Origin of the sequence: Methylobacterium sp. Leaf102 (genome assembly GCF_001422425.1) — a bacterium.
GTDB lineage: Bacteria > Pseudomonadota > Alphaproteobacteria > Rhizobiales > Beijerinckiaceae > Methylobacterium.
Genome location: NZ_LMMX01000001.1, coordinates 443,280 through 461,779, shown reverse-complemented (window position 1 = coordinate 461,779; position 18,500 = coordinate 443,280). Strand labels below are relative to the sequence as shown.

Annotated in this window: 23 protein-coding genes; 8 read left to right on the top strand and 15 right to left on the bottom strand. The window is 69.6% G+C overall.

Annotation, left to right across the window (positions count from 1 at the left end; all coding sequences use genetic code 11):
• The 3 genes from ASF27_RS22960 to ASF27_RS02170 all read right to left on the bottom strand — a co-directional run bounded on the left by ASF27_RS22960 (position 1) and on the right by ASF27_RS02170 (position 3,982).
• Complete coding sequence (locus ASF27_RS22960; RefSeq protein WP_082478746.1) at positions 1-420, bottom strand: hypothetical protein; 420 nt, start codon at positions 418-420, stop codon at positions 1-3.
• A 132-nt stretch (positions 421-552) separates the two neighbouring features.
• On the bottom strand, positions 553-1,785 hold the full coding sequence (locus ASF27_RS02175; RefSeq protein ID WP_056357419.1) for an MFS transporter: 1,233 nt from the start codon (positions 1,783-1,785) through the stop codon (positions 553-555).
• A 28-nt stretch (positions 1,786-1,813) separates the two neighbouring features.
• Positions 1,814-3,982: a protein-disulfide reductase DsbD domain-containing protein gene (locus ASF27_RS02170; RefSeq protein WP_056357415.1), complete on the bottom strand. Its 2,169-nt coding sequence runs from the start codon at positions 3,980-3,982 to the stop codon at positions 1,814-1,816.
• Positions 3,983-4,135: 153 nt separating this feature from the next.
• Between ASF27_RS02170 and ASF27_RS02165 the strand changes: the two genes are divergently transcribed.
• Positions 4,136-4,921 carry a 3-hydroxybutyrate dehydrogenase gene (locus tag ASF27_RS02165; protein ID WP_056263723.1) on the top strand — a complete coding sequence of 262 codons (786 nt, stop codon included), beginning with the start codon at positions 4,136-4,138 and terminating at the stop codon, positions 4,919-4,921.
• Positions 4,922-4,967: 46 nt separating this feature from the next.
• Here the strand turns inward: ASF27_RS02165 and ASF27_RS02160 are convergent, their stop codons facing one another.
• From ASF27_RS02160 to meaB, 3 genes are all read right to left on the bottom strand, one after another.
• Complete coding sequence (locus ASF27_RS02160) at positions 4,968-5,321, bottom strand: CsbD family protein (RefSeq protein ID WP_056166510.1); 354 nt, start codon at positions 5,319-5,321, stop codon at positions 4,968-4,970.
• Between the two features lie 70 nt (positions 5,322-5,391).
• On the bottom strand, positions 5,392-6,072 hold the full coding sequence (locus ASF27_RS02155; protein ID WP_082478745.1) for a hypothetical protein: 681 nt from the start codon (positions 6,070-6,072) through the stop codon (positions 5,392-5,394).
• Complete coding sequence (gene meaB, locus ASF27_RS02150) at positions 6,069-7,073, bottom strand: methylmalonyl Co-A mutase-associated GTPase MeaB (RefSeq protein ID WP_056166512.1); 1,005 nt, start codon at positions 7,071-7,073, stop codon at positions 6,069-6,071. The genes ASF27_RS02155 and meaB overlap by 4 nt, the downstream gene beginning before the upstream one ends.
• Before the next feature lie 244 nt (positions 7,074-7,317).
• On the opposite strand from meaB, the gene ASF27_RS02145 reads away from it, so the two are divergent.
• Both ASF27_RS02145 and ASF27_RS02140 read left to right on the top strand, forming a co-directional pair.
• Entirely contained in the window at positions 7,318-8,358 is a 1,041-nt protein-coding gene (locus ASF27_RS02145) for an alpha/beta hydrolase (protein ID WP_244480900.1), read from the top strand.
• A 170-nt stretch (positions 8,359-8,528) separates the two neighbouring features.
• The gene (locus tag ASF27_RS02140; RefSeq protein WP_056166514.1) at positions 8,529-8,894 is read left to right on the top strand and encodes a hypothetical protein; all 366 of its coding nucleotides are present in this window, start codon (positions 8,529-8,531) and stop codon (positions 8,892-8,894) included.
• A 130-nt stretch (positions 8,895-9,024) separates the two neighbouring features.
• Here ASF27_RS02140 and flaF read toward each other — a convergent pair whose 3' ends face one another.
• Positions 9,025-9,486, bottom strand: a complete 462-nt coding sequence (flaF, locus tag ASF27_RS02135) for a flagellar biosynthesis regulator FlaF (protein ID WP_244480899.1) — start codon at positions 9,484-9,486, stop codon at positions 9,025-9,027.
• A gap of 78 nt (positions 9,487-9,564) precedes the next feature.
• Between flaF and ASF27_RS02130 the strand changes: the two genes are divergently transcribed.
• Positions 9,565-9,828 carry a hypothetical protein gene (locus ASF27_RS02130; RefSeq protein WP_056302981.1) on the top strand — a complete coding sequence of 88 codons (264 nt, stop codon included), beginning with the start codon at positions 9,565-9,567 and terminating at the stop codon, positions 9,826-9,828.
• Between the two features lie 43 nt (positions 9,829-9,871).
• Here the strand turns inward: ASF27_RS02130 and ASF27_RS22005 are convergent, their stop codons facing one another.
• From ASF27_RS22005 to ASF27_RS02100, 7 genes are all read right to left on the bottom strand, one after another.
• Positions 9,872-10,027, bottom strand: coding sequence for a hypothetical protein (locus ASF27_RS22005; RefSeq protein ID WP_156368826.1), 156 nt, complete (start codon positions 10,025-10,027; stop codon positions 9,872-9,874).
• Between the two features lie 91 nt (positions 10,028-10,118).
• Positions 10,119-10,433, bottom strand: a complete 315-nt coding sequence (locus tag ASF27_RS02125; protein WP_056357409.1) for a hypothetical protein — start codon at positions 10,431-10,433, stop codon at positions 10,119-10,121.
• 122 nt (positions 10,434-10,555) lie between these two features.
• Positions 10,556-11,092: a metallophosphoesterase gene (locus ASF27_RS02120; protein ID WP_056166522.1), complete on the bottom strand. Its 537-nt coding sequence runs from the start codon at positions 11,090-11,092 to the stop codon at positions 10,556-10,558.
• 73 nt (positions 11,093-11,165) lie between these two features.
• A complete protein-coding gene (locus tag ASF27_RS02115; RefSeq protein WP_056357404.1) occupies positions 11,166-12,239 on the bottom strand; it encodes an energy transducer TonB in 1,074 nt (357 codons plus the stop codon).
• A gap of 4 nt (positions 12,240-12,243) precedes the next feature.
• Complete coding sequence (gene tolR, locus ASF27_RS02110; protein ID WP_056166527.1) at positions 12,244-12,735, bottom strand: protein TolR; 492 nt, start codon at positions 12,733-12,735, stop codon at positions 12,244-12,246.
• 172 nt (positions 12,736-12,907) lie between these two features.
• Entirely contained in the window at positions 12,908-13,600 is a 693-nt protein-coding gene (locus ASF27_RS02105; protein WP_056166530.1) for a MotA/TolQ/ExbB proton channel family protein, read from the bottom strand.
• A gap of 27 nt (positions 13,601-13,627) precedes the next feature.
• Entirely contained in the window at positions 13,628-14,092 is a 465-nt protein-coding gene (locus ASF27_RS02100; RefSeq protein ID WP_244473658.1) for a Tat pathway signal protein, read from the bottom strand.
• 663 nt (positions 14,093-14,755) lie between these two features.
• Between ASF27_RS02100 and ASF27_RS02095 the strand changes: the two genes are divergently transcribed.
• Together ASF27_RS02095 and ASF27_RS02090 are read left to right on the top strand one after the other, a co-directional pair.
• The gene (locus ASF27_RS02095) at positions 14,756-15,193 is read left to right on the top strand and encodes an Hsp20 family protein (protein ID WP_056166536.1); all 438 of its coding nucleotides are present in this window, start codon (positions 14,756-14,758) and stop codon (positions 15,191-15,193) included.
• A gap of 67 nt (positions 15,194-15,260) precedes the next feature.
• Positions 15,261-15,545: a DUF1150 domain-containing protein gene (locus tag ASF27_RS02090; RefSeq protein ID WP_056089138.1), complete on the top strand. Its 285-nt coding sequence runs from the start codon at positions 15,261-15,263 to the stop codon at positions 15,543-15,545.
• Here ASF27_RS02090 and ASF27_RS02085 read toward each other — a convergent pair.
• Positions 15,532-16,335, bottom strand: coding sequence for an alpha/beta hydrolase (locus ASF27_RS02085; protein ID WP_056357397.1), 804 nt, complete (start codon positions 16,333-16,335; stop codon positions 15,532-15,534). The genes ASF27_RS02090 and ASF27_RS02085 overlap by 14 nt on opposite strands.
• Positions 16,336-16,514: 179 nt before the next feature.
• On the opposite strand from ASF27_RS02085, the gene ASF27_RS02080 reads away from it, so the two are divergent.
• Both ASF27_RS02080 and infC read left to right on the top strand, forming a co-directional pair.
• A complete protein-coding gene (locus ASF27_RS02080) occupies positions 16,515-17,735 on the top strand; it encodes a glycosyltransferase family 4 protein (RefSeq protein WP_056357393.1) in 1,221 nt (406 codons plus the stop codon).
• A gap of 192 nt (positions 17,736-17,927) precedes the next feature.
• Positions 17,928-18,449, top strand: coding sequence for a translation initiation factor IF-3 (gene infC, locus ASF27_RS02075; RefSeq protein ID WP_238223988.1), 522 nt, complete (start codon positions 17,928-17,930; stop codon positions 18,447-18,449).
• Positions 18,450-18,500: the final 51 nt, after the last annotated feature.

Sequence of the window (18,500 nt, the reverse complement as noted above, 5' to 3'; positions counted from 1 at the left end):
CTAGGCGAACAGGGCATTCGTCCCCACGACCTCGATACCGGCCCCGATGAGCCCGGCTTGGTTCAGGGCGCGAAGGATACGCGCCGCGATCACGGGCAGGCGCCCGAGGTTCAGGGCGCGATTGACCGGCGCCATGGCGTCGAGACGTGCGGTGAGGCCCGCAATCCGCTCCTGTAGCTGCGCCCGTCCCTCATGGAACCCGGTGGCCATCGCCTCCGTCTCGGGTGTGCGCGGCCCGAGGGATTTCCAGGCCTCGTACCGCTTCCGGTAAAGGTAGTCGCGCCCACCCACGGTCTTCCACGACATCGAGCCCCTGTACCGTCGCGCCCACTCGCCCCGCGCCATCGCGAAGCTGGAGAACACTTGGTCGACATCGATGGTCTGCCGTGCCTGATCGCCATTCAAGTCACTGAGGGACATCGGATTATCCCTAAAGCAGGCGTTTACTGCCGCCAGAGGGATAATGACGCAACCCAAGCCGAGAAGCGACTGATTTTGCAGCGATTATCCATATTCCGACGAGAATGGTACGCGGGAGGGATAATCGGCGCTTCACCCCACCGGCAGCAGCCGGTCCCGCGCCTTGAGCGCCGGGAAGATCCGCCCCCAAGCGGCGGCCACCAGCAGCGTCGCGAGGCCGCCGAGCACCACCGCCGGGACGGCACCGATGAGGGCGGCCAGGGTTCCCGATTCGAACTCGCCGAGTTCGTTGGAGGCGCCGATGAAGACGGTGTTCACCGCCGAGACTCGGCCGCGCATGGCGTCGGGCGTCTCGCCCTGGACGAAGGTCTGGCGGACATAGACGCTGATCATGTCGGCGGCCCCCGTCACGAACAGGCAGGCCATGGACAGGGGAAGAGAAGTCGAGAGACCGAAGCCGATCGTGGCGAGGCCGAACACCCCGACGGCCTGGAGCATGCGGAGCCCGGCATGGCGCTGGAGCGGCCGGTAGGCGAGATAGACGGCCACCAGCACGGCCCCGGCCGCCGGCATGCTGCGGAGCGCCCCGAGGCCGAGGGGGCCGACATGCAGCACCTCGGCGGCGAAGATCGGCAGGAGGGCGGTGGCGCCGCCGAGCAGCACCGCCACGAGATCGAGGCTGATGGCGCCGAGCACCACCGGGTGGTCGCGGATGTAGGTGAGGCCGGCCGACAGGGTCGCCCAGGTCACCGGCGGACGTTCGGTGACGGGCGCGGGGCGGAAGCGGATGACCGCGATCAGAGCGCTCGCGAAGGCGAAGCTGAACGCGGCCGTGCCGAACACCACGGCCGGGCCGAGGACGTAGAGGAGGCCACCCAGTGCCGGCCCGAGGATCGACGCACTCTGCCACAGCGAGGCGTTCCAGGCGATGGCCGAACCGAACAGGGGGCGCGGCACCAGGGTCGGCAGCAGGGCCTGGAGGGCCGGGTTGGCGAAGGCGCGGCCGGTGCCGATGACCACCACGAGGGCGTAGATCGGCCAGATCGCGCCCGTGCCGTAATGGGCGAAGACGAGCAGGCCGAGCTCGGCCGCCGCGAGGGTGGCGTAGGCCAGGGACGCCACGAGGCGGCGGTCGTAGGTGTCGGCGACATGCCCCGTGACCAGGGCCGACAGCATGGCGGGCAGAAAGCTCGCCAGCCCCACGAGGCCGAGCGCCAGGGCCGAATGGGTCAGGTCATAGACAAACCAGCCCACCGCGACGGCCTGCATCTGGAAGGCGAGGCCGGTGAGGAAGCGGGCGGTGCCGTAGAAGCGGAAGTCGCCGTTGCGAAAGACGCTCCAGCGCGGCGCGGAGGGTTCGGTCATCGGGTCCGTCGGGTCGCCGTCGGGTCGATCAGCGCTCCTGTGGGGCCAGGGCGGCGCTGCGGGGCAGGGCGGGCAGGGTCGCGAGGGCGTCGAGGACCGTCCCGGCCGTCAGGATCTGCGGCAGCACCACGGGGGCGGTCTTGCCCGCATACTTGCCCGCATAGAGGAGGTAGAGCGGCACGCCGCTCCGGCCGTGACGGGCGAGGAACGCGGTGATCTCGGGGTTCTGGTTGGTCCAGTCGCCTTTGAGGTAGACCACGCCGCGCGTCGACAGCGCGTCGCGCACCGCTTGCGTCCCCAGGGCCGTGCGCTCGTTGACCTGGCACGAGATGCACCACGCCGCCGTCATGTTGACGAAGACGGGCCGGCCCTCCGCCAGCAGCGCGTCGAGCCGCGCCTGGGTGAACGCCTCCGTGCCGTCCGCCCGTGCCACCGCACCGTCGCGGTCGTGCGACAGGCTCACGGTGAGGAGAGCGAGGCCCGCGAGGGCGGCCAACGCCGTGCCCCGCGCGATCCAGCTCCAGGCCGGGCGGGCGCCGTGCCCGCGCTCCCAAACCCACGCGGCGAAGCCCACGAGGACGAGGCCGAACAGGGCGGCGAGCAGCCCGGACGGTCCGACCTGCTGCGCCAGCACCCAGATCAGCCACGCCGCCGTGGCGTAGATCGGGAAAGCCAGGACACCCTTCAGAACATCCATCCAGGCACCGGGGCGCGGCAGGGCGCGCAGGGCGGCGGGCCATGCGGTCAGGACGAGGAAGGGCAAGGCGAGGCCGAAGCCGAGGCTCGCGAACACCGCCAGACCCACGGCCGGGGCCTGCGTCAGGGCGAACCCCACGGCCGACCCCATGAAGGGCGCCGTGCAGGGGGTCGCCACCACTGTGGCCAGTACGCCGGTGAAGAACGAGCCCTGCAGCCCGGCGCGGCGGGTCAGGCCGTCGCCGAGCCCGGCGATGCCGCCGCCGAGATGAACGACCCCGGACAGGCTCAGACCCATGCCGAACAGGAGATAGGCGAGGGCCGCCACCACCACGGGCGATTGTAGCTGGAAGCCCCAGCCGAGGCCGGCGCCCGCGCCCTTCAAGCCGATGAGCAGACCGGCTAGACCAAGAAACGCCGCGAGCACGCCGGCCGTGTAGGCGACGCCGTGGAGGCGGACCCGGGCGGGGGATTCCCCCGAATGCCGCACGAGGCTCAGGATCTTGATGGACAGGACTGGGAACACGCACGGCATCAGGTTGAGCACGAGTCCGCCCAGGAATGCGAGGCCGACGGCGCTCCACAGGGTCAGGCCGTCCTCCTCCGGCGGCATCACGGGGGCGGCCATGGTGTCGGCGGCCGGTGCGGCGAGAGCCGGGGCCTCGCCGACGGCATAGGCGCGCCGGACGGTTCCTCCGGGCGTCGCCTCGTCGAAGGTGAGCACGCCGGGAAGCGTCGCCGGCGGCGCCGCGTCGTCGGGGTTGCCCCGAACCAGCGAGAGCCGAAGGCCGGCGGAATCGATCTGCACGTCCTGCGCGGCGGCGTTCTCGATGGCGGTTTCCGCATAGGGAAAGAACGCCACCCCCGAAACGGCATCGGGCGCGAGGCCCGGCGCCTCCACCGTCAGGGTCAGGCGATCCTTCGTGGCGGCGGTCCGCACCGGCCAGGGCGACGGCACTGGCAGGGCGGCGCGGGCCTGCGCGAACAGCGCGCGGGTCTGCGGATTGGTGCCGGTGCTGGTTCCGGCCTGCGCCACCGGAAGGGCGAGGCGCAGGTCCGCCGTGCCCGGCACGCATTCCCGTTCGCAGACGAGGTAGCTCAGGTGGGCCTTGAGGGTGACGGGCTTGCCCGGCGCCAGGGCCTCGGGCGGCGTCACCTGCGCCAGCAGGACGGTCTCGCCCTCGTAGCCGAAGTTCATCAGGTGGGCGACGGGGATGCGGTGGGGTGCCGGCCAGTCGAGGGCCCCGGCCGCGAAACCCGCGGGCAATGACCAGCCGACCTCGGGCGGCAGGCCCGAATCCCCGGGGTTGCGCCAGTAGACGTGCCAGTTCGGCCGCATCACCATGCGGATGCCGACGGTGAAGGGCTCGCCGGGGCGGATCGCGGCGGGTTCGGCCACGAGGCTCGCGGTGACGAGGTCGGACGGGAGCTTGAGCCCCTGGGCGGACGCGCCGGCGAGGCCGGACAGGCTGAGCGCCAGCAAGGCGAGGAACCGGATCATGACGTCCCTGTGCGTCGCCCGTGACGATGGGGCGTCGCCCGTCGCTATAGCACGCCGCGCCCGGGGCCGAGCGCATCGACTTGCCGCGCCCCATCGGGCAGGATTCTGCCAGTGATGAATGTCGCGCGTCGCTGCGCGATCCGGGAGATCTCCATGAGCCTCAAGAGCAAGACCGCAATCGTGACCGGCTCCACGAGCGGCATCGGCCTCGCCATCGCGCGGGGCTTCGCCCGGGAAGGCGCCGACGTGGTGCTGAACGGGTTCGGGTCGCCGGAGGCCATCGAGACGGCCCGGGCCGGGATCGAATCCGAGTTCGGCGTGCGGGCGATCCACTCGGCCGCCGACATGACCAAGCCCGACGAGATCGCCGGCCTGATCACCCTCGCGGAGGAGACCTTCGGGGCCGTCGACATCCTCGTCAACAACGCCGGCGTTCAGTACGTCTCGCCCATCGAGGACTTTCCGCCGGAAAAGTGGGAGCTCATCATCGCGCTCAATCTCTCCTCGGCGTTCTACACCATGCGGGCCGCCATTCCGGGCATGAAGAAGCGGGGCTGGGGGCGGATCATCAACACCGCCTCGGCCCATTCCCTCGTGGCCTCGCCGTTCAAGTCGGCCTACGTGGCGGCCAAGCACGGCATCGCCGGCCTCACCAAGAGCGCGGGCCTGGAACTCGCCACCCACGGCATCACGGTGAACTGCATCTCGCCGGGCTACGTCTGGACCCCCCTGGTGGAGAGCCAGATCCCCGACACCATGAAGGCGCGCGGGCTGACCGAGGAGCAGGTCATCAACGACGTGCTGCTCAAGGCCCAGCCGACCAAGGAATTCGTCACCGTCGATCAGGTCGCGGCGCTCGCGGTGTTCCTGTGCTCGGACGCGGCGAGCCAGATGACGGGCGCCAACCTCGCCATGGATGGCGGCTGGACGGCGCAGTAGGACGCTCCGGGTCGCGCCGCCCCGGTGGGGCGGCGCGTTGAACTCTTCAGCGGCGGTGGAGCAGCAGGGCGAGGCCGTAGCCGACGGCGCCCGCGAGCAGGAGCGCGATGAAGGGATTCTCCTCCACCCGCGTCTCGACGGCCCGGGTGCCATCGCGGAAATAGGCGCCACCACGATCCTGAATGCGCTCGTAGGCGTCGCCGGCGTAGTCGCTGACGTTGTCGGCGACGTCGCGCACGGTGTCCTTGGCCTGGCCGTAGGCGTCCTGGGCGCGCCCCTGCGCCTCGCGGTAGCGCCCCTCGACGGAGTCGCGCTGTGACCCGAGGGCGTCGCCCACGGCCCCCTGCACGCGGCCGCCGAGATCCTTGGCGGTTCCGACGATGCGATCCGTGTCCACCATGATGCGTCTCCTCGTTGAGCTTCGATGCGGGTTCGATGCCGCCGGGGCGTGGCACGCCCGCATCCGACGTTCACAGAACGCCCGAGATCCGATTGGGCACCGCATCGATCGGATTTTCTCGGTGCTTCCCGCCGACAGGGTGAACCGACCGTCCCGCGAGGAGTCCGCGGGCCACCGTCACCAGGGCGGCCGCCAGGGTCTCGACGGCCGGTGCGCCCCGCAACCCGAGACGCCCGGTCGGCGGTAGGGGCGGAACGTGGACGAACAGCACCGGGATGTCCTCGGCCAGCGCCCGGTAATACGCGGCGTTGCAGAGGTAGCGGCCGGCATCATGGGACGGGATCGCCCGGATGCCGTTGCGGCGCAGGGCCACGAGGGCCTGCGCGGCGACGTGCGCGCGGCGCTCTGACGGTCCGTCCGCCGACAGGGCGAGGCATCGCGCAAGGGCCCCCGATGCGTCCGGGAATAGCCGGCTCGCCCGGTTTCGCGCCCGAAACTCGACCCGGACCCGCGTGGCGCGGCGCGCCACGCCCAGCATCAGCACGGCGGCCGGTGGCTCCGTGAGGGCGGGAACCAGATGGGTCGGAATGGCCCCATAGGTGGTGGGTAGGACGAGGAGGCGGACATCGCCGCCCGCGAGGCCGTGGCGGCGGGCGAGGGCGACGAGGCGGCGCGCCACCACGGCGCTCGGGTTCACGGGCACGCCGGGGAACGGCCCGAACCCGGTGACGAGGAGGTGGCCCCGGCTCAAAGGCCGATGAGGGTGGCGATGGCCTCGGCCCCGGCGGCGGGGGAGGATTCGCCGCGCGACACCCCGGCCTCGGCCTCGGCCGTCTGACGGCGGACTTCGGCGGACCCGACGAGGCGCTGATGCAGGCGCTCGTGGACCAGCGCCCACATCCACTTCACGTCCTGGGCGCGGCGCTTCTTGGCGATCTCGCCCGTGGCCGTGAGCTTGTTGCGGTGGTCGACGACGCGGTCCCACATCCCGTCGAGCCCCTTGTTGTTGAGGCCCGAGACGGTGACCACGGGGGGCGTCCAGGTTGAACTCGGGGCGCTGAGGATGTGGAGGGCGGCGCGATATTCCGAGGCGGCCGCACTGGCCCGGCGCTCGCCCTCGCCGTCGTCGGCCTTGTTGACGGCGATCATGTCGGCGAGTTCGATGATGCCCTTCTTGATTCCCTGCAACTCGTCGCCGGCGCCCGGCAGCATGAGGACGAGGAAGAAGTCGGTGAGATCGGCCACCGCCGTCTCCGACTGGCCGACGCCCACGGTCTCGACCAGGATCACGTCGAACCCCGCCGCCTCGCAGAGCAGCATGGTCTCGCGGGTCTTGGCCGCGACGCCCCCGAGGGTTCCCGACGAGGGGGAGGGGCGGATGAAGGCGTTGGGATCCAGTGCCAGGCGCGCCATGCGGGTCTTGTCGCCGAGGATCGAGCCGCCCGTGCGCGTCGAGGACGGATCGACGGCCAGCACCGCCACCTTGTGGCCGGCGGCCGTGAGATTGGCGCCCAGCGCGTCGATGGTCGTCGACTTGCCCACCCCCGGCACTCCCGTGATCCCGACCCGGATCGCGCGGCCGGTCTGGGGCAGCACCGCAGCGATGAGGTCCCGCGCCACGGCGCGATGGTCGGCGCGCTTCGATTCCGCCAGGGTGATGGCGCGGGCGAGGGCAGCCCGGTCGCCGGCCAGCAACCGGTTGCGCAGGGCGTCGATGTCGAGGGCGGGCGGCGGGGATGAGGAGAGGGCCATGCCCACTTCTTGCCGGGCCGACCGGCATTCGTCGAGGGGGCGTGCCGCCTATTGCGCGACGCGCCCGCCTTTGTCCGCGCCGATGTTCGGTGTGGGACTGGGGCCACAGGCGCGCCTATGCCCGCAATCCACACGGCCCACGGCCACGTTCGCGCCGCGCCATGGTCACGATCGTCCGCGACAGGTTAGCACCGCACGACGGCCGGGTTTCCCGGCCCTCCACCGCCCAGGGTTGTCAGACCGCATGAACCGAACCATTCGGCCGACCCGACGCAGCCTCGTCCGCCTCGCTACCCTCCTGGGGCTCGCCAGCTTGGCGCCGGGCCTGTCCGGCTGCGTCACCGAGGACCTCGCCACCAGCTCGTCCGCCCCCGAGCGGCAGTCGAACATCGATGTCAGCCCCGTGCTCCTCGTCGCCACCACCCGCAAGCCGGTGGGCAGTCCCCCGAAGAGCCCGTATTTCAGCTCCGAGCGCGGCCGGGGCCTGAGCTTCGCCGAGGTGCGTCTGTCCGCACCCGACCGCTCGCTCATCGGCAAGGTCTCCTCCGTGGTCACCGGGGATTGGGGGGTCGCGGCGGTGCCGCAGATCGAGACCGGGCCGGGCGCGGCCGGTGCCTTCGCCCAGGCCGCGTTCGGGCGCGACGTGCTCATTTACGTCCACGGCTACCGCGAGAGCTTCCAGTCCGCCGCCCTCAGCGCAGCCAAGCTCTCCGACGGTATCCGCTTCCGCGGCGCCTCCGCGCTGTTCACCTGGCCCTCCGCCGCCGCGACCTTCGATTACGGCTACGATCGCGAGAGCGCCCTGTGGTCGCGCGACGCCTTCGAGGATCTGCTCAAGGCCCTGGCGAACTCGCCGTCGGGCGGCCGAATCAACATCGTCGCCCATTCCATGGGCACGCTCCTGACCCTCGAGACCCTGCGGATGCTGCGGGCCGAGGCCGGCGAGGCGGCCATGGCCCGCATCGGCGCCGTGGTGCTGGCTGCCCCCGACATCGACATCGACCTGTTCACCTCCGCCATCCAGCGCATGGGACCGGACGTGAAGAAGGTCACGGTGATCTCCTCCACCAACGACAGGGCGCTGGAGCTCTCCGGCGCCATCGCGGGTGGTATCGTCCGCGCCGGCGCGGCCGACCGCGAGCGCCTGGAGGCGCTCGGCGTGCGCGTCGCCGACGCCTCCGATTACGGCGGCGGCCTGATCAACCACGACCTGTTCCTGTCGAACCCGGAGGTTCAGGGCGTGGTCAAGCGTGCCATCAGTCGAGGTGCTGGCGGAGGCAGCTGAGCCCAGGGGCTCGTTCGGCGCGGGATGGCGGTCGGCGTGGGGCTTGGCGCGCAGGCCGTTGCCCCCTACACGGTCGGCGGCCCCGTAAGGCTGAATCGATCCCAGGGCGGCGTCCTCCGACGCCGTGCGGCCGGCGCGCCCCGCGCAACGACGTTCGAGAGGAATTCGCGATGTTCACACTCGAGATCGATGGCGTGGCCATCGCGGTCATCAACGGTTCCGAGGAGGTCGCCCGCGATCTCTTCACCTGCGACGGCTTCAAGGACGACATCCAGGCCATGAAGAGCGACGGCAAGGTGCTGTGGAATGGCACCTCTCCGCTCAAGATCCGCGCCGCCACCGAGGAGGAGACGGAGATCTTCGAGGACGCCCTGGCCGAGGATGACTCGGAAGAGGACGAGCCCTTCGAGCCGGATGCCCGCCACGCCGAGGCCGCTTCGAACGACGACGCGGAAGAGGATGACGAGGACGGTGAGGACGACGCCGACATCGTCTTCCTCGTGGATATCGACGAGGATGCGGGTCTCGACTCCTGAGGGTTTCGGCAACATCTCCAACGTGGCCGTGCCCGATTCAGGGCACGGCTCATGGGTCCTGGCCGTCAGGCTCGCCCGACGCGAACGGGCACGCCCCTCGCCGATACCCCTCTTCGGGGGACGGCTCCGTTCAGGTCCGCAGGCCGGCGGCGATGTTGTGATTGATGCTGATGAGCGCGGAAAGCTTCTCGGCGTTCGGCTCGATCAGCGTGTCGATCATGCGGCGGAACACGAACACCGACAATTGCGCGATGCTGGTCTTGATCGGCTCGGGCAGCGGGCTCTCGGGTGCCGTCGCCGCGCCCGCGATGATCGTCCAGACCTTTTGATTGAAGTTGAGCGCTTCGGGGAGGCCGCCCTTCTGGTTCTCCCAGTCGGCTTGAACGGCCTGGAGGCGCGATGCGGCCTTGATCAGGACGGCGGCTTCCGCCTCGCGCGGCGATAGGGCCGTCTGTGACACCTTCGCGTAGGCACTGGCCCCGTACGACATCCTGCGTTCTCCCCGACTGCCGCGATTCGAGCCGTCCGCGACCGACGAGACCGTATGGGGTTCATTCTTAAGAGACTGTAATCCGGTCTTCGCCGCAATCATGCCGAGAAGCTTGACCAGGAAGGGCCGGTGATCGCGGGCCGGCCTCTGTCCGCGCGGCGATCGCGGGATTTCCGACCCATGATGAATTTTGTTTTCGGTACGGTGGCGGGGGCGCTGCTGGCCGGCATCCTCACCGTCGTCGCCGTGCGCCAGCCCGGCGTTCAGAGCAGGCTCGGGCTGTTTCCGGTGTCCACGGCCCCGATGCTGCCGGCTGCCCGGCCACCCGGACCATCACCGGATGCCCGCGCCAGGGACGAAGCGGCCTGCCGCAACGGGCCGGCCGAAGTCGGCAAGGCCGACATGCTGTTCAACCGCAAGCGCTTCTGGCTCGTGGCGCCTTGATCCTGGCCGACGCCGGACAGGCCTGCCTTGGAGAAGCGTTCTCTTACACGCTGCTTAGCAGAAACATCACCATGGTGGTCGCGACGGTGGTGCTGAGGAAGCCGCACAGGGCTGCCGCGAAGGACGGGCCCGTGGCATCGATCATGGCATTGGAGCCGAGGACGGAATTGGCGTTGGACTGGGTGGCCGAGACGTTCATGGGCGTGGACCTTCAGGGCAGCGAATCGCGCGCCGCTTGTTCAGACTTGTGAAACTAATGGTTCCGGGCGTGTGTGCGTGGGCGCACGCGCTCAGTCGCAGCGATTGACCTTCTTGGCGATGCGAAGGTTCCGCGCCTCAGTGCGCAGATCGATGGCGGTGACGGCCGCACCGCAATCCTCGAACGCATCCCGGGCATCGGCGTAGCGATCGCCTATTTCGTCGAGGGTATCGCAGACGCGGTCGTGGCTGCCGATGCGGGCTTCCTGCCGGGCCTGGAACCGCAGGGCGTTGGCTTCCTCGACCTTTCGCTGGCCCTCGAAGCAGGCTGGCGCGGCCAGAGCCGGCACGACGGCCACGATGGTGAGTCCGATGGCGAGAAGCGGTGAAAACAGAGCGTGACGCATGGGATACCTCGGCGGCAGACGTCTCGAGGAACAGGACGTGTGCAAGGTGACGCTCAGGCTGATCCGAAGTCTTGGATCCGGCCCGCCGGTCATCCTGCGTTCATGCCCCAAGAACCCCCGATCTACGGCGAAGGTTCCGCTTTTCGGCTGCTCACTTTCCGGGCGCGGCGCGAGGCGAGGATTGTTGGAAGATCTACCGGCGTGAAGCCCTGCGCATCGACGCCCACGTCGTACTGCTTCGGGATCGGTGTCAGCTTGGCGTGCGAATGCCCGTGGAGGTCGAGGGCGCCCCGGCCCATGCCGTTCCAGGTTCGGAACGCATAATGGCACAGCACCAGGGGCCGTTCGTCCACGACGATCTCGGCATAATGGCCGACACTGGCCCAGCCCGGCGCATGCAGCGTTTCCGGCCCGTCGTTGTTGCCGACGATGAGGTGCTTCGTACCCTTGAGTGAGGTGAGGATTTCGGAGATTCGGCCCGGCGCGGGTCGCAGGGCGACATCGCCGAGATGCCAGACCGTGTCGCCGGGCGCGACGACGGCGTTCCAATTGGCGATGAGCGCCGCGTCGTGGACCGCAAGGTCGGGGTAGGGGCGCCGGTCGATCCGCAGCACGCGCGGATCGGAGAAGTGCGTGTCGCTGGTGAACCAGACGGTCATGCCGGAACGTCGCTCCGAGAAAGGCAGGGCGGTCTTCGGAAGCGAGGCGGGATCACGCCGTCCAACCCCGGCCTCAGCGACCGGGGCTGAACCGCAGGGGCACGGTGACCGCGAGGCTGCTGATCGTGACGCCTGCCGGGGCCGCCGGCAGGGACCCGCGTACGGTCGCGAGCGCCGCACTGTCGATGGCGCCGACACCACTGCTGCTCGACAGTCCCGAACTCAGCACCTGCCCGGAACGCGACACGGTGAACCGGACCACGGCAACGCCGCCGCTGGTGCCTGCCGCCGCACTGGCGTTCATGCGACCGCGGATCGCCGAGCTGAGGGCGCCCTGCCAAGCGCGGAGCGCGTTCGCATCGTTGCCGCCGGCGGCCGCACCCGCGCTGCTCTGACGCGAGGCCGAGGCCGAGTTCTGGCGTGCGCTGCCCTCGCTCGCAGCGGCGGCGGCGCGGCGTGCGGCCTCACGGGCCGCCTTGGCCTTCGCCTCGGCCCGGGCCTCCTGCAGCGCTTCGCGGCGCGCCTCCTGTTCGGCCTTGAGCCGTGCCTCGCGGTCGGCCTTGCGCTTGGCCTCACGCCGCGCCTCGAGGATCTTGGCTTGATCCGGCTTCGGTTTCACCACCTCGACGGGCTTCGGCAGCTCCTGGGCCACGGTGGGTGGAGGGGGTGCCAGGGCTGGCGCGGTCTCGGCCGTGGACGCGATCACCTGATCCTCCGGCGGCGGCTCGTTCGCCACCTCGACGGGCGGCGTCGGAGTCGCTTCCGGCGGCTCGGCCATGGTCGTCGCCTCGGGCGCGATCATCGCCGTATCGGGCGGCGGCGGTGCCGTCGCCTCGGGCGGTGTCACTTCCGTGGTCTCCAGCGGCTTCTCCTGCTGGACCGTCTCGGGCGTCTGCACCGGATTGGCTTCGGGCGGCGCCGACACGGAGGCGGCCTGCTCGGCCGGAGCTTGGGTGTCGGCCTCCGTCATCTGCGGCGCGAGGTCGATGGTGACGATATTCTCGCCCGGGGGCGCCTTGGGCTCCGGCTGGAACAGGGTGAGGGCGATCAGCCCGGCCGCGTGCAGGCCGAGGGCGACGAGGAAGGCTGCGGCGAGACCTGACGGGCCGCGCCGATCCGGATCTCCGGTCGATGCGAGGACGCTCATGGGGCTATCGGGCCGTTCCGGTCGCGGGTACTGCGGCGGCCGGTGCAGACGGCAGGGCGCCACCGGGCGATTGGGCGATGAGCGACACCTTGGTGAAGCCCGCCTGGCCGACGAGGCCCATCACTTCCATGATCTTGCCGTAGGGTACCTCGCGATCGCCACGCACCAGCATCACCTGGGAGGGGTCCTCGGCGGCCAGGGCCCGCAGGCGGGGCAGGATGCCCTCGGGGGTCAGCTCCTCCTTCGCGAGGTAGGGCTTGCCCTCCTTGTCGATGGAGATCTCCAGGGGCTTCTTGGCCTGAGCCACCTTCTGCGCCGTGGTCTTGGGGAGCTGTACCGGCACACCCGTGGTCATGAGCGGGGCGGCGACCATGAAGATGATCAGCAGCACCAGCATCACATCGACGAGGGGCGTGACGTTCATCTCGGACATCGGCGCGCCGTCGATGCCGTCGTCGTCGTCACCGCCGCCGGAGCGGATCGATCCCATGGCCATGCGTCGCCCTCCGGGGCTTCGGGCGGGCGGCCGGCAGCCCGGCGCCGCGTTCCCGCGAAATCGAAATTCGTCCGGAACCGGGATGGCCCCATGGATCGGGGGCCGCCGGTCTTCCGGGGTTCAAGGCCGGCCCGCCCGCGCGAGGCGGACATTGGTCGGTGATACGGGTCGGCTATTCGGCGGCGGCGGCGCGGCTGTGAACCGTCCGGTCGCGGGCCAGACGGTTGCCGAGGGTGCCGATGGAGGAGACGAAGCTCGCCTGGACCCGTCCGATGTCGTTGATGAGCTTGTTGTAGGCCATCACCGCCGGGATCGCGACGACGAGGCCGATGGCGGTGGCGAACAGCGCCTCGGCGATGCCGGGCGCCACCACGGCGAGCGACGTATCCTGGCTCTTCGCGATGGACGAGAACGAGTTCATGATGCCCCACACCGTGCCGAACAGCCCGATGAAGGGCGCGGTGGAACCGGAGGTCGCGAGGAGCGGCAGGCCCGTCTGCATCGCCTTCAACCGGGTGGTGAGGGTCGCGCGCATGGCGCGCTCGATGCGGTCACGGCGCTCGGCGCGCGTCTCGCTGCTATCCTGATCGCGCCACGCCTCGATGGCGGCCGCCGTGATCTGCGCGTCCATCCCCTTGCCGGATGCTTCCAGGGCGCCGCCCGAGCGCACCAGGGTGTCGAAGGCCTTCGCCTGGCGCTTGGCCGCGGCGATGCGGACGATCTTCTCGAACACCACCGTCCAGCAGGCGATGGAGGCGACCACGAGCAGGATCATCACCGATTTGACGATCGGGTCGGCCTGGAGAAACAGGCCGAGGAACGACATGTCGTGGGAGACGCCTGCGGGCGCGGCGGTCGGATCCATGGGGATGTCTCTCGGTTCGGTTTCGGATCAGCGGACGAAGGGCGCGGCAGTCTTGCTGTCGGTTTCGATGCGTTCGAGGCAGGTCTCGCGGCTGGCGTCGCCGCCCTCGCAGGCCAGGACATCGTTGAGGAGCACCCGGCCGATCTTCGGGCAGGCCAGGGCCGGGAAGTCGAACAGGCGGACCATGGTCTTGCGCTCCTGCACGGGGCCGAGCTCGACGGCGAGGCGCTTCTGCGCGACACCGTCCGTGTCGAAGGCGAACAGATCGACCTTCAGGGATTTCAGGGCCGCGCCCCGGCTGTTGTCGACGAGAAGGTAGGTCCGGCAGGATTCGCCTGCGGGCTCCAGGCGGTTCAGTTCGAGCTTGAGCGAAGCGGGCTTGGTGTCCGTGCTCTTGGCTTCCTGTGCCACCGCGTAACCCGTCCAGCCGGCCAGGATGGCGGTGCCGAGACAGGCCGCCCGAACCGCATTCCGGACCTGTTCCCTGACCATGCAGCGCACTCGATCCATCACGGTTCCGTTTCCTCGAACGATGGGCGGCACCGCCGCGCCGGACTTAAACCTTGGGATGACCCGCGATTCGCAGCGTGTTTCCGCCGGGAACGTCATGGTCGGCAATCATGACCCGGTGATCGGTCGGCGCCGCTCAAGTCGTCGCTTCCCAAAGGGAACGCGAACCGGCGCGGCACGGCCAAGAGCCCCGCAATCCGTCGGTCGATTGGCCGTGGCAATATCCGAATTCGCGGTGCCAGATCAAGCGCAGTGCGGAATATCAGAGTAATTCCAAACTGTTACCTGACCGAATACAGGGCCACGCTGCAAAATTGCCGATTGATCCTGGTTGTAGTTTCCTGATTTGCCCGGCGAACATCGCCGGGTCTTCTCTCGGTCAGCTCGTAGGACGATCGTGGTCGGGTTCGATCGGCGAGCTCGACGGGAAGGCCCGCGCAAGGGACCGTCCTGGATGTTCGGAGCCAAGCCCTTGATGGGGCTGCCCTTGATGAGGCTTGGTGCCGCCTCCATATCGGGTTCACCGGCGAACGATCGTCGGCGGGGGGTGCTGCCGCAGGCGGGCTTCCCGAACACCGCAGACGTGCCTCTCCACGAAGTGCCTCCTCCATCGTCCCCGGGGCTTCGCTTGAAGGACATCCATCCGTGACCACGCGGCCTTCCCCGTTCGGACATCCGTTCCTCCTCGGTTTCGATGAGATCGAACAGGCCCTCGACAGGGTGTCGAAGGCCGCCAACGATGGATATCCGCCCTACAACATCGAGCGGGTGGCCCGCAGCGACCGGGAGCCCGAGCGGCTTCGCATCACCCTCGCGGTCGCGGGCTTCACGCGCGATCAGCTCGACGTGATGCTGGAAGAGAACCAGCTCGTGGTCCGCGGCCGGCAGATCGACGAGAAATCGCGTCAGTTCCTCCATCGCGGCATCGCCGCGCGCCAGTTCCAGCGAGCCTTCCTGCTGGCGGACGGCATGGAGGTGATGGGGGCCGACCTGTCCAACGGTCTGCTGTCCATCGACCTGACCCGACCCGAGCCGGACCGGGTCGTGCGCAAGATCGCCATCGCATCCCGCGACGACGTCTGACGGGACGCCCGTTTTTCATCCGGGTCGGGCCAGACCCGACCCCGCTCTGCCAGAAGGAGAGCCGACCATGACCGCATTCAGCCAGAATCCCATCACCGGCGCAGATCTCGATCCGGCGGAGTTCAACGCCGCCGACCTCGCTGCCCTGGGCGAGGGTCACATCGCCTACGTCCGCGCCATGAGTTCCGACGAGGTCACGCGCCTGTTTCCGCAGGCGCCGGAGTTGACCCCCGGCCTCGACCTCTTCGCCCTGCTCTCGGCCAGCGGGGCGCCGATCCTGCTCGCCGATTCCCGTGACGCCGTGGTGGCCAATGCCATGGCCAACGATCTCCACACCGTCAGTCTGCACTGATTTCTTTGTTCGGGTAGATCTCCGTCACCGCCGCCAGGAGCCGGGCGAGATCCTGGGGGCGCGACAGGCGGTGGTCGCCATCTGCCACGAGGGTCAGCACCGTGTCGGCCCGAGGCAGGCGCTCGACGATGCGCAGGGCATGGGACCAGGGGACATCCGGGTCGTCCATGCCCTGCAGGATACGAACCGGGCAGCCCGGGTCGAATTCTCCCCCGAGCATTGCGTGCCGGCGCCCGTCCTCGATGAGGGCACGGGTGATCGGCACCGGGACTGGGTCGTATGCGCTCGGTCGCGCCCAGAAACCGTCCCGCTCGATGGTGGCACGGATTTCCGGCGTGAACCGCTTCCACATCAGGTCTTCGGTGAAATCCAGGGCCGGGGCGATGAGCACCAGTCCCGAGGGGGCGTCCTCGCCTCGCGCGGCCCGTTCCCGGGCGGCGAGACAAGCGAGCCAGCCACCCATGGACGAGCCGACGAGAAGCGGCCGCTGCGGCGCGCAGGCGGAGATCACCGCGACCGCATCCTCGACCCAGGTCGAGATGGTGCAGGACGCGAAATCGCCCTCCGATTCGCCATGACCCGTATAATCGAACCGCACCAGGGCGCGTCCCGTTCGCCGCGCCCATCCATCGAGCGCTTCGGCCTTGGTGGCCCGCATGTCGGAGCGGAAGCCTCCGAGCCACACCACGGGCGGTCCCTCTCCGGGCCGATGGAGCACGGCGATGCGTCGTGCCGCGTCCCCGCTTCCGACATCGAGGAAAGTCGGCACCTCGTCGTTCGGCTGCGTCATCGGCTTATCCCCGTTATCCAAGAACCATCGTGTTGCGTGCTCTGCATTTGCCTTTCGTTTACCGGGCCGTAAAGCACGCCGCCCATGCTGACGCCCATGACCGAAGCCTGCGACGGACGTTTCCGCCCCCGCCCCGAACCCTCAGGTCCCGTCATCGGGCCGGCCTGCGGAGCCGCGTCATGAATGGCGATCCGCGCGGCGGCACCTTCCCGGGGGAGGGTGCGCCGCTCTCGGGCAGAACCATCCTGCAGATCATCCCGGCCCTCGATGCGGGCGGGGCCGAGCGCACCACAGTGGACGTGGCCGCGGCCCTCGCGGCTGCGGGTGCGCGCGCCCTCGTCGCCACGGAGGGCGGCCGGCTGGTGGGAGAGTTGCAGGCCAAGGGCGGCATCTGGCTGCCGTTTCCGGCCGCCGCGAAGAACCCCGTCGCCATGGCGCTGAACATCGGGCGCCTCGCTCGGCTGTGTCGGCGCGAGGGCGTTCAGATCATCCATGCCCGATCGCGGGCGCCGGCCTGGGTCGCACTCGGCGCGGCACGTCGCCTGAAACTGCCCTTCGTCACGACCTACCACGGCAGCTATTCCGGCCGCACCGGGGTGAAGGTGCTGTACAATTCGGTGATGGCGCGCGGCGACGTCGTCATCGCCAACTCGCACTACACCGCCGACCTGATCCGCACGCTTCATCCGGATCAGGCGGGCGACCGCGTCCGGGTGATCCACCGGGGGACGGATCTCGCGCTGTTCACGCCGGGCGCCGTGGCGCCGGCCCGGGTCGAAGCCCTGCGCCGGGCCTGGGGCGTGGCGCCGCACGAGCGCGTGGTGCTGCTCGCCGCGCGCCTCACGGCCTGGAAGGGCCAGCGCGTGCTCATCGAGGCGGCCGCCCTCATGCGCGACCGCGGCGTCGCGGATGTCGCCATCGTGCTCGCGGGCGACCCCCAGGGGCGTGTCGCCTACGAGCGCGAGCTCGATGCCCTCATCGCCGCGCGCGGCCTGCAGGGCATCGTCCACCGGGTCGGGCACTGCACGGACATGCCGGCGGCGTTCCGCGCCGCTTCCGTCGTGGCGGTTCCCTCCGTCGAGCCCGAGGCGTTCGGCCGCTCGGCCGTGGAAGCTCAGGCGCTGGGCACGCCCGTCGTGGTCTCGGATCTCGGCGCCGTACCGGAGACCGTCCTGGCGCCACCGGAAGTCCCGGCCGGCCAGCGCACGGGCTGGCGGGTGGCACCGGGCAACGCCTCGGCCCTGGCCGATGCCCTGGCCGAGGCGTTGTCCATGGGCGCCTCGGCGCGGGACGCCATGACCCGACGCGGCCGGGCGCACGTGGAGGCGCACTTCTCCCTCGAGGGCATGGTCGGCGACACCCTCGACGTCTATGCCGACCTCCTCGCCAATTGCCCGTGATCGTCCCGGATCAACCGGGGCGTGAACCAAACCCGGCCGCCCGAGTTGACTTGAAGAAAAGTTCAGCCAAGGTGTCGGACCGGAATCCGGAGCGATTGGTGGCCAGGATCGACCCCATGGGGTTGGGGTTCGCAGGCTGCCGTTTCGTCGTTTCATCAGGAGATTGAAGCCATTCGTAGACCTATGAGAGCTATGCCGGCCCCGCAGAAGGACGGGCCGCGCGCCAACCGGGACATCCGCGGCGTTCGCGAAGTGCAGCTCATCGACGACACCGGTCAGAACCGGGGTGTGGTCGCCTTCTTCGACGCCCTCGCGTTGGCCGAGGAAGCCGGCCTCGACCTCGTCGAGATCGCGCCCAACTCCGTTCCTCCCGTCTGTAAGCTCCTCGATTACGGCCGCTTCCGCTTCAACGAGCAGAAGAAGCAGAACGAGGCCCGCAAGAAGCAGAAGACGGTCGAGGTCAAGGAGATCAAGCTGCGGCCCGGCATCGACAAGCACGACTACGACACCAAGATGAAGGCCGTGGTTCGGTTCTTCGAGGAAGGCGACAAGGTCAAGGTGACCCTGCGCTTCCGCGGCCGCGAGATGGCGCACCAGGACATCGGCCTGCGCCTGCTCGAGCGGGTGAAGAACGAGACCCAGGAGATCGCCAAGGTGGAGAGCGAGCCGATGCTCGAGGGCCGCCAGATGATCATGATCCTGGCGCCGCGCTGACGCGCGAGGCCCGTTCGGATTCGACGATCCGCGCCGCTTTCCCCCGGGGAA

What these genes read in the sequence shown, in the direction of transcription:
- ASF27_RS22960 (WP_082478746.1), bottom strand. Translation starts at nt 420, where the DNA reads ATGTCCCTCAGTGACTTGAATGGCGATCAGGCACGGCAGACCATCGAT.
- ASF27_RS02175 (WP_056357419.1), bottom strand. Translation starts at nt 1,785, where the DNA reads ATGACCGAACCCTCCGCGCCGCGCTGGAGCGTCTTTCGCAACGGCGAC.
- ASF27_RS02170 (WP_056357415.1), bottom strand. Translation starts at nt 3,982, where the DNA reads ATGATCCGGTTCCTCGCCTTGCTGGCGCTCAGCCTGTCCGGCCTCGCC.
- ASF27_RS02165 (WP_056263723.1), top strand. Translation starts at nt 4,136, where the DNA reads ATGAGCCTCAAGAGCAAGACCGCAATCGTGACCGGCTCCACGAGCGGC.
- ASF27_RS02160 (WP_056166510.1), bottom strand. Translation starts at nt 5,321, where the DNA reads ATGGTGGACACGGATCGCATCGTCGGAACCGCCAAGGATCTCGGCGGC.
- meaB (WP_056166512.1), bottom strand. Translation starts at nt 7,073, where the DNA reads ATGGCCCTCTCCTCATCCCCGCCGCCCGCCCTCGACATCGACGCCCTG.
- ASF27_RS02145 (WP_244480900.1), top strand. Translation starts at nt 7,318, where the DNA reads ATGAACCGAACCATTCGGCCGACCCGACGCAGCCTCGTCCGCCTCGCT.
- ASF27_RS02140 (WP_056166514.1), top strand. Translation starts at nt 8,529, where the DNA reads ATGTTCACACTCGAGATCGATGGCGTGGCCATCGCGGTCATCAACGGT.
- flaF (WP_244480899.1), bottom strand. Translation starts at nt 9,486, where the DNA reads ATGATTGCGGCGAAGACCGGATTACAGTCTCTTAAGAATGAACCCCAT.
- ASF27_RS02130 (WP_056302981.1), top strand. Translation starts at nt 9,565, where the DNA reads ATGATGAATTTTGTTTTCGGTACGGTGGCGGGGGCGCTGCTGGCCGGC.
- ASF27_RS22005 (WP_156368826.1), bottom strand. Translation starts at nt 10,027, where the DNA reads ATGAACGTCTCGGCCACCCAGTCCAACGCCAATTCCGTCCTCGGCTCC.
- ASF27_RS02125 (WP_056357409.1), bottom strand. Translation starts at nt 10,433, where the DNA reads ATGCGTCACGCTCTGTTTTCACCGCTTCTCGCCATCGGACTCACCATC.
- ASF27_RS02120 (WP_056166522.1), bottom strand. Translation starts at nt 11,092, where the DNA reads ATGACCGTCTGGTTCACCAGCGACACGCACTTCTCCGATCCGCGCGTG.
- ASF27_RS02115 (WP_056357404.1), bottom strand. Translation starts at nt 12,239, where the DNA reads ATGAGCGTCCTCGCATCGACCGGAGATCCGGATCGGCGCGGCCCGTCA.
- tolR (WP_056166527.1), bottom strand. Translation starts at nt 12,735, where the DNA reads ATGGCCATGGGATCGATCCGCTCCGGCGGCGGTGACGACGACGACGGC.
- ASF27_RS02105 (WP_056166530.1), bottom strand. Translation starts at nt 13,600, where the DNA reads ATGGATCCGACCGCCGCGCCCGCAGGCGTCTCCCACGACATGTCGTTC.
- ASF27_RS02100 (WP_244473658.1), bottom strand. Translation starts at nt 14,092, where the DNA reads ATGGTCAGGGAACAGGTCCGGAATGCGGTTCGGGCGGCCTGTCTCGGC.
- ASF27_RS02090 (WP_056089138.1), top strand. Translation starts at nt 15,261, where the DNA reads ATGACCGCATTCAGCCAGAATCCCATCACCGGCGCAGATCTCGATCCG.
- ASF27_RS02085 (WP_056357397.1), bottom strand. Translation starts at nt 16,335, where the DNA reads ATGACGCAGCCGAACGACGAGGTGCCGACTTTCCTCGATGTCGGAAGC.
- ASF27_RS02080 (WP_056357393.1), top strand. Translation starts at nt 16,515, where the DNA reads ATGAATGGCGATCCGCGCGGCGGCACCTTCCCGGGGGAGGGTGCGCCG.
- infC (WP_238223988.1), top strand. Translation starts at nt 17,928, where the DNA reads ATGCCGGCCCCGCAGAAGGACGGGCCGCGCGCCAACCGGGACATCCGC.